The sequence below is a fragment of the Heyndrickxia sp. FW510-T9 genome (genome assembly GCF_058781025.1).
The window spans coordinates 1-6208 of the sequence record NZ_JBYSWK010000093.1 but is presented as its reverse complement, the minus strand read 5'-3'; the positions used below and the strand labels follow the sequence as shown (position 1 = coordinate 6208).

At 37.0% G+C, this 6208-nt stretch carries 4 protein-coding genes; 2 read left to right on the top strand and 2 right to left on the bottom strand.

The genetic code is table 11. The features are described from left to right. The coding region (locus tag AC3WJF_RS22815; protein ID WP_492456355.1) for an Ig-like domain-containing protein at nt 1-1074 on the top strand (1074 nt) is incomplete at its 5' end. 189 nt (nt 1075-1263) lie between these two features. On the opposite strand, the gene AC3WJF_RS22810 is transcribed toward AC3WJF_RS22815, so the two are convergent. Further along, nucleotides 1264-2166, bottom strand: a complete 903-nt coding sequence (locus tag AC3WJF_RS22810; protein WP_492456354.1) for a DUF4349 domain-containing protein — start codon at nt 2164-2166, stop codon at nt 1264-1266. A gap of 480 nt (nt 2167-2646) precedes the next feature. Between AC3WJF_RS22810 and tet the strand changes: the two genes are divergently transcribed. After that, nucleotides 2647-4611 (top strand): tetracycline resistance ribosomal protection protein, encoded by a 1965-nt coding sequence (tet, locus tag AC3WJF_RS22805; RefSeq protein WP_492456353.1) that lies wholly within the window; start codon nt 2647-2649, stop codon nt 4609-4611. Between the two features lie 272 nt (nt 4612-4883). On the opposite strand, the gene AC3WJF_RS22800 is transcribed toward tet, so the two are convergent. Continuing rightward, nucleotides 4884-6062: a NupC/NupG family nucleoside CNT transporter gene (locus AC3WJF_RS22800; protein WP_492456352.1), complete on the bottom strand. Its 1179-nt coding sequence runs from the start codon at nt 6060-6062 to the stop codon at nt 4884-4886. Between the last annotated feature and the right edge of the window lie 146 nt (nt 6063-6208).

The window sequence follows — 6208 nt, the reverse complement described above, 5'->3', positions numbered from 1 at the left end:
ACGAACATTGTAGTAACAGCAACAGATGAAGCAGGCAACGTAAGTCCAGGAACAGAAGTAGTCGTAACAGACGTCACACCACCATCAGCACCTGTTGTCAAACCAGTAACGGATGCAGATGTGAAAATAACAGGTTCGACGGAAGCAGGAGCAAAAGTCGAAGCGAAGGTAAGTGGCAAATTGATTGGTTCTGCTACAGCAGACAGCAAAGGGAACTTCGAAATCAAAATAGAAAAACAAAAAGCAGGCACGAAGATCGTTGTTACAGCAACAGACGTAGCAGGGAACGTAAGTTCAGGAACAGAAGTAGTCATAAAAGACGTCACCCCACCATCAGCACCTGTTGTCAAACCAGTAACGGATGCAGATGTGAAAATAACAGGTTCGACGGAAGCAGGAGCAAAAGTCGAAGCGAAGGTAAGTGGCAAATTGATTGGTTCTGCTACAGCGGACAGCAAAGGAAACTTCGAAATCAAAATAGCAAAACAAAAAGCAGGCACGAAGATCGTTGTTACAGCAACAGACGCAGCGAAAAACGTAAGTCAAGCTACAACAGTAATCGTAAAAGACGTCACTCCACCAACAGCACCAGTTGTTAATACTGTAAAAGATAATAGTAAGGTGATAACTGGAAAAGCGGAAGCTGGTTCAAAGATAACGGTAAAAGCTGGTTCAAAAACTCTTGCAACAACCGTAACAGATAAAAATGGAAACTTTAAAGTTACCTTATCATCGTTGCAGAAAGCCGGTACAGTCCTAATGATTACCGCAACTGATAAAGCAGGAAACATCAGTAAAGCGACCAAAGCGACTGTTTTAGACAAAACACCTCCAGCAAAACCAAGTGTGAATAAAGTGACACAAGCAACAACTAAAGTAACAGGAAAAGCAGAAAAAGGCTCGACGGTATATGTGTATAAAGGAAAAACATTGCTAGGTAAAGCAGTTACTGCAAATAATGGGACTTTCCAAGTGAAAATTAAAGCCCAAACAAAAAACACAATCTTAACCGTTTACGCCAAAGACAAAGCAGGTAATCAGAGTAAGAGTTCGAATGTAACTGTAGTAAAATAATCAAAGATATCCCTTTGAAATGAAGTAACCCCTTAGAGTTAGATAGGTTATTTCATTAGGAAACTTAAAAGGTCTGAACCCGGTATTGAACTGGGCTCAGGCCTTTTAGCATTGCTATAGTTTTGGGTATATAAAGGATTACAAAGTATACTTTTTTTCCATTCTTGTTAGCTCTATTAACGTGCTAAGTTATTTCTCAATCGTATTGTCATTTGAGGTCTTGTTCTTTCGTTTCCAAATGTAAAAAATGATGAAGCAAATAATTCCCATTAGAATCAGGATTGGAATATTCCCTATAACAAAAACAACCAACCATGAAAGGAAGGAAACAAGGTAATTAATACTCTTCATAAACTGTTTCTTTGTTTTTTCCAAAGTATTCAAGTGGTTGTTATCCAGACCTGGCACCACCACTTTATTTTCAAAAAGATCAATGGTTACAGTTGATAGATCGACTTGATTGTCGATATATTTTATTTTGCCTTCTAACGCTTCGATTTCTTCCTGCACTTTGGATAGCTCATTCGATATTTCCAATAATGTTTTCGTGTCTTTGGCTTCATTCATAAATTCCATAAGTCTTTTTTCGGCTAGTTTCTTGGATTTTAATCGTGATTGTAAATCTACATATTCTTCTGTAACATCCTGCCCACTAATAGTTTGATTCTCCACTTTTATCCCTAATGTCTTCACTTTGCTAAGAAACGATTGAAACTGTTCTTGAGGAACTCTAACGGTTAAAAAGCTTTCCAGTCGTTCCTTTGTATCCTGACTCATTCTTTCTTCAACGATATAGCCCCCCGTTTGATTGACAAGATTTCTAATATTATCTTGTATTTCTAGCAAGTTTTTCACTTCCATATTCAGACTGGCATTATAGATAACTTTTCGGGAAGGCAGGTCTTGATTTTTTGGAGAAACTTGTTTTGCTTCGCTGTTTGGTTTAAATGAGGATTGTGTTGTCATTTTCTCGTGACTTGCAACATCATATGAGGATTTGCTACCACCTTTAGATGACTCACTATTACTACTACATGCAGCTAGCAAAACCGTAGAGAAGCATGTCAAAACTAATAGTTTCCAAAATCGCATTCACTTTCACATCCTTTTTCTTTTCTATATAGACGTAAGTATAGAGTAATGGTTACAAAATATTGGAATTTGATTTGTGAAACATAATATATATGAGTTTGGCGGTCTCAAGTGAAATTTGAAGTGCCAATTTCACCAGTTCCGTTATGTAGGACAAAATGGGTTGATTTTTAGGTTTCACGGGCAAAGTTTCCGTTATCGTGTAAAAAAGCAGTGTTTTCCTTGTGGTTTTTTGTAAATATCAACGGAACCCCTGTCCTCCTAGCATTTAAATTAAGGTCATTTACTAAAAATAAAGGATTCTCTGTTCACTTAAGTTAGGGAATTCCGAATTACAATAATTTTTTGTTAATGTATTTAAAGATTTTTGCCAATAATAGTATAATAATCTTATAAAATCGAATGGAGTGATTATAGTGCGGGAATTTAACAAACGAAAAGAGGAAATGACAATGAGAAACGAAATGAGGATATTAATACATGAACATTATAAATATTGGAATTGTAGCGCATGTAGACGCTGGAAAGACGAGTTTGACTGAACGGATTTTATTCGAAACCAATGTAATTGACGAGATCGGTAAAGTCGATCAAGGAAATACACAAACAGATTCACTTGAGTTAGAAAAAAGAAGAGGCATAACGATTAAGGCATCTGTTGTATCTTTTTTATGGAATGATATGAAAGTAAATCTTATTGATACTCCGGGACATGCAGATTTTATTGCCGAAGTGGAGCGTTCCTTTTCTGTTTTAGACGGAGCGATTCTTGTCATATCTGCTGTGGAGGGTATACAAGCACAAACGAAAATACTCATGTCTATCTTAAAAAAACTTGAAATCCCAACCATCATCTTTATAAATAAAATTGATCGTAGCGGTGCGGAGTCCACTTCCTTAATCGAAAATATCAAGGGAAAGCTTTCCGAGAACATTATCTCTTTCTATACAGTTGAGAACATAGGGACGAAGGAAGCGAAAATTTGCCCAAAGCGATACGAAAAGGATTACCTGGAAGAGACGATTGAATTATTAGCAATGAATGATGACAGATTTCTAGAAGCATATGTAAACGGAGATTTGATAGATGAGAGTCGAGTCATTCAAACATTGTTAAATCAAATAGGAACAGCAAAGCTTTATCCTGTCTTTTTTGGATCGGCGATGACGGGTATTGGCGTGAAGGAACTACTTGAGGGTGTGGCAAAAATGTTTCCAGCTAATCATAGCAGGAGAGATGCCCCTTTATCAGGCGTGGTGTTTAAAATAGAACGAGAGCCATCCGGTGAAAAAGTTGCCTATGTCAGAGTTTTTTCAGGAAGTATGAATGTAAGGGAGTATGTGAACATAAATCGGAAAAAGATGGATGGTGAAATCGATTCGTACTCGGAAAAAATTAAAAATCTGAAGCTATTCTGTGAGGGAAAGAGTGTTCAGGCAAAACAGGCAGAAGCGGGAGATTTTTGCAAAGTTTGGGGATGGAAAGATATCAAGATTGGGGATGTTATTGGACAGTGGTCTGAAAAAATCGTTGACATTCATTTTGCTACCCCTCAGCTTGAGACACGAATTGAAGCACAACAAAAAGTAAAAAATCACCATCTATATCAAGCACTAATGGAACTATCTGAAGAAGATCCATTAATTCAAATCCTGAAAGATGATTTTCATCATGAAATCTATATTCGACTCTTCGGTGAAGTTCAAAAAGAAGTAATCGAAACAACATTAAAGGAGCAATATCAACTAGATGTTTCTTTTTCGGAAACCCGAATCGTATGTATAGAAAAACCAAAAGGAACTGGCTATGCAAATGAGATTATGGGCGCTCCCGATAACCCGTTTTACGCCACGGTCGGATTCCGAATTGAACCAGGGGAAATTGGAAGCGGTGTGACTTATAAGCTTGAGGTTGAGTTGGGATCTTTGCCACTGTCATTCCATAAAGCAATAGAAGACACGGTACATGATGTTTTACAACAAGGACTGCATGGATGGGAAGTTACTGATATCATTATCACACTGACACATTCAGGTTATGCTAGTCCTGTCACGACAGCAGCTGATTTCAGAAATTTAGTGCCTCTTATCCTCATGCAAGCACTGAAGAATGCAGACACAAATGTATTTGAACCATTGAATGAATTTGAATTGACAGTACCGGCTGGCAGCATTAGTAAAGCAATGTTTAAATTATCAGCTTTACAGGCTGAATTTGAGGAACCAATTCCTTTGAAAGAGATGTTTCTGATAAAAGGAACCTTACCAATAAATGTAACGGAGAATTTTAAGCGAGGTCTGCATTCTTTTACAGAGGGCGAAGGTGTTTTAATGACAAAACCTTCTGGTTATAAAATAATGAATGAATATCCAATAAGGAAACGTGTTGATTATAATCCCTTAAATCGAAAAGAATATTTGATGCATGTAATGCGGACTATTTAAGAAAAAAAGTTTGTTGAACGAAAGAGCGATTATCTTGATGAAGAAGATCGCTTCTTTTTTTGTGTAATGGGGCTATAACTGATCAAAAAGACCAAAAAAAGAGTGAGTTTCCAATATAAGGAATATTTCATAAAGTTTAATTTTTATAGAAGAATGGCTCGGAAGAAAACTCCGAGCCATTTTGAATGTGAATTTATATTACGAATTCATTGATGAAAATGTTGTGAATAGTGCTGAGATTTTACCCGCTTTATAAGGTGTTTTATAAAAGCTCATAATACAAAACTAACAATAATAGCCGACAATATACTAACCAACGTAGCTCCATACAATAATTTCAAACCAAACCGTGCGACGGTGTTACCTTGTTTCTCGCTTAAACCTTTAACAGCTCCAGCGATAATACCGATAGAAGAAAAGTTTGCAAAGGAAACAAGAAATACAGAAATAATTCCTAATGATCTTGTGCTAAAGGTAGTTTGAATTTTTGTTAAATCAATCATTGCAACAAACTCATTTGTAACGAGCTTTGTAGCCATTATTCCACCAGCTTGTACGATTTCATAACTAGGTATCCCCATTAAAAAGGCAAATGGGGAGAAAATATATCCGAGAATTTGTTGGAAGGAGATGCCGAATATCAAATCAAATACATTATTTATGGCGGCCATTAACGCGACAAACCCAATCAACATTGCTCCCACAATAATCGCAACCTTAAACCCATCTAAAATATACTCACCGAGCATCTCAAAAAAGCTCTGCTTTTCTCTTTGTATTTCCAGAATATCCTCTTTGTTGTCCACCCGATAAGGATTGATTATGGATGAAATGATAAATCCACCGAATAAATTTAGGACGAGGGCGGTTACGACATATTTTGGTTGAATCATCGTCATATACGCTCCTACGATGGACATAGACACCGTTGACATTGCCGAAGCACAAAGCGTGTATAGGCGATGAGGTGGCAAAAGTCCTAATTGTTTTTTTAACGTAATAAACACTTCCGATTGCCCAACCATTAAGGAAGCAACTGCATTATAAGATTCTAATTTTCCCATCCCATTTACTTTACTCAGCACATATCCAATACCCTTCATAATGAGTGGAAGGATGCGCAAGTATTGAAATATCCCGATTAAAACAGAAATAAAAACAATCGGCAGCAACACATTTAAGAAGAACGGAGACTCCCCTTTATTGGCGATTCCTCCAAACACAAACGAAATGCCTTGCTGAGCATAATCGAGCAGTTTCACAAAAATATTGGCAATCCACTTAATAAAAATCAAACCAAATTCAGTATTAAGCAAAAGTGCCGCTAAGATGATTTGAATAACAATCATCAAGATAATCGGCCGATAACGAACGTGTCCCCTGTTGTTGCTTGCGAGTAAGGCTAGTCCTATTACAACAAGTAAGCCAATGATAGCAATCACGTATTTCATTTTTTTCCTCCAATTTGATGAGATACTCCATCCATGCCCCAATGTTTACCACTTATAATAATTTCATAAACCTATGATGACTCAACAACGTATATTCTATACGCGAATGTAGTGTCACATTAGTGGTGCCTGACACTATGGTGTCA

Bases quoted from the DNA above. Each gene is read 5' to 3' on its own strand.
- AC3WJF_RS22810 (WP_492456354.1), bottom strand. From the start codon at position 2,166: ATGCGATTTTGGAAACTATTAGTTTTGACATGCTTCTCTACGGTTTTG.
- tet (WP_492456353.1), top strand. From the start codon at position 2,647: ATGAACATTATAAATATTGGAATTGTAGCGCATGTAGACGCTGGAAAG.
- AC3WJF_RS22800 (WP_492456352.1), bottom strand. From the start codon at position 6,062: ATGAAATACGTGATTGCTATCATTGGCTTACTTGTTGTAATAGGACTA.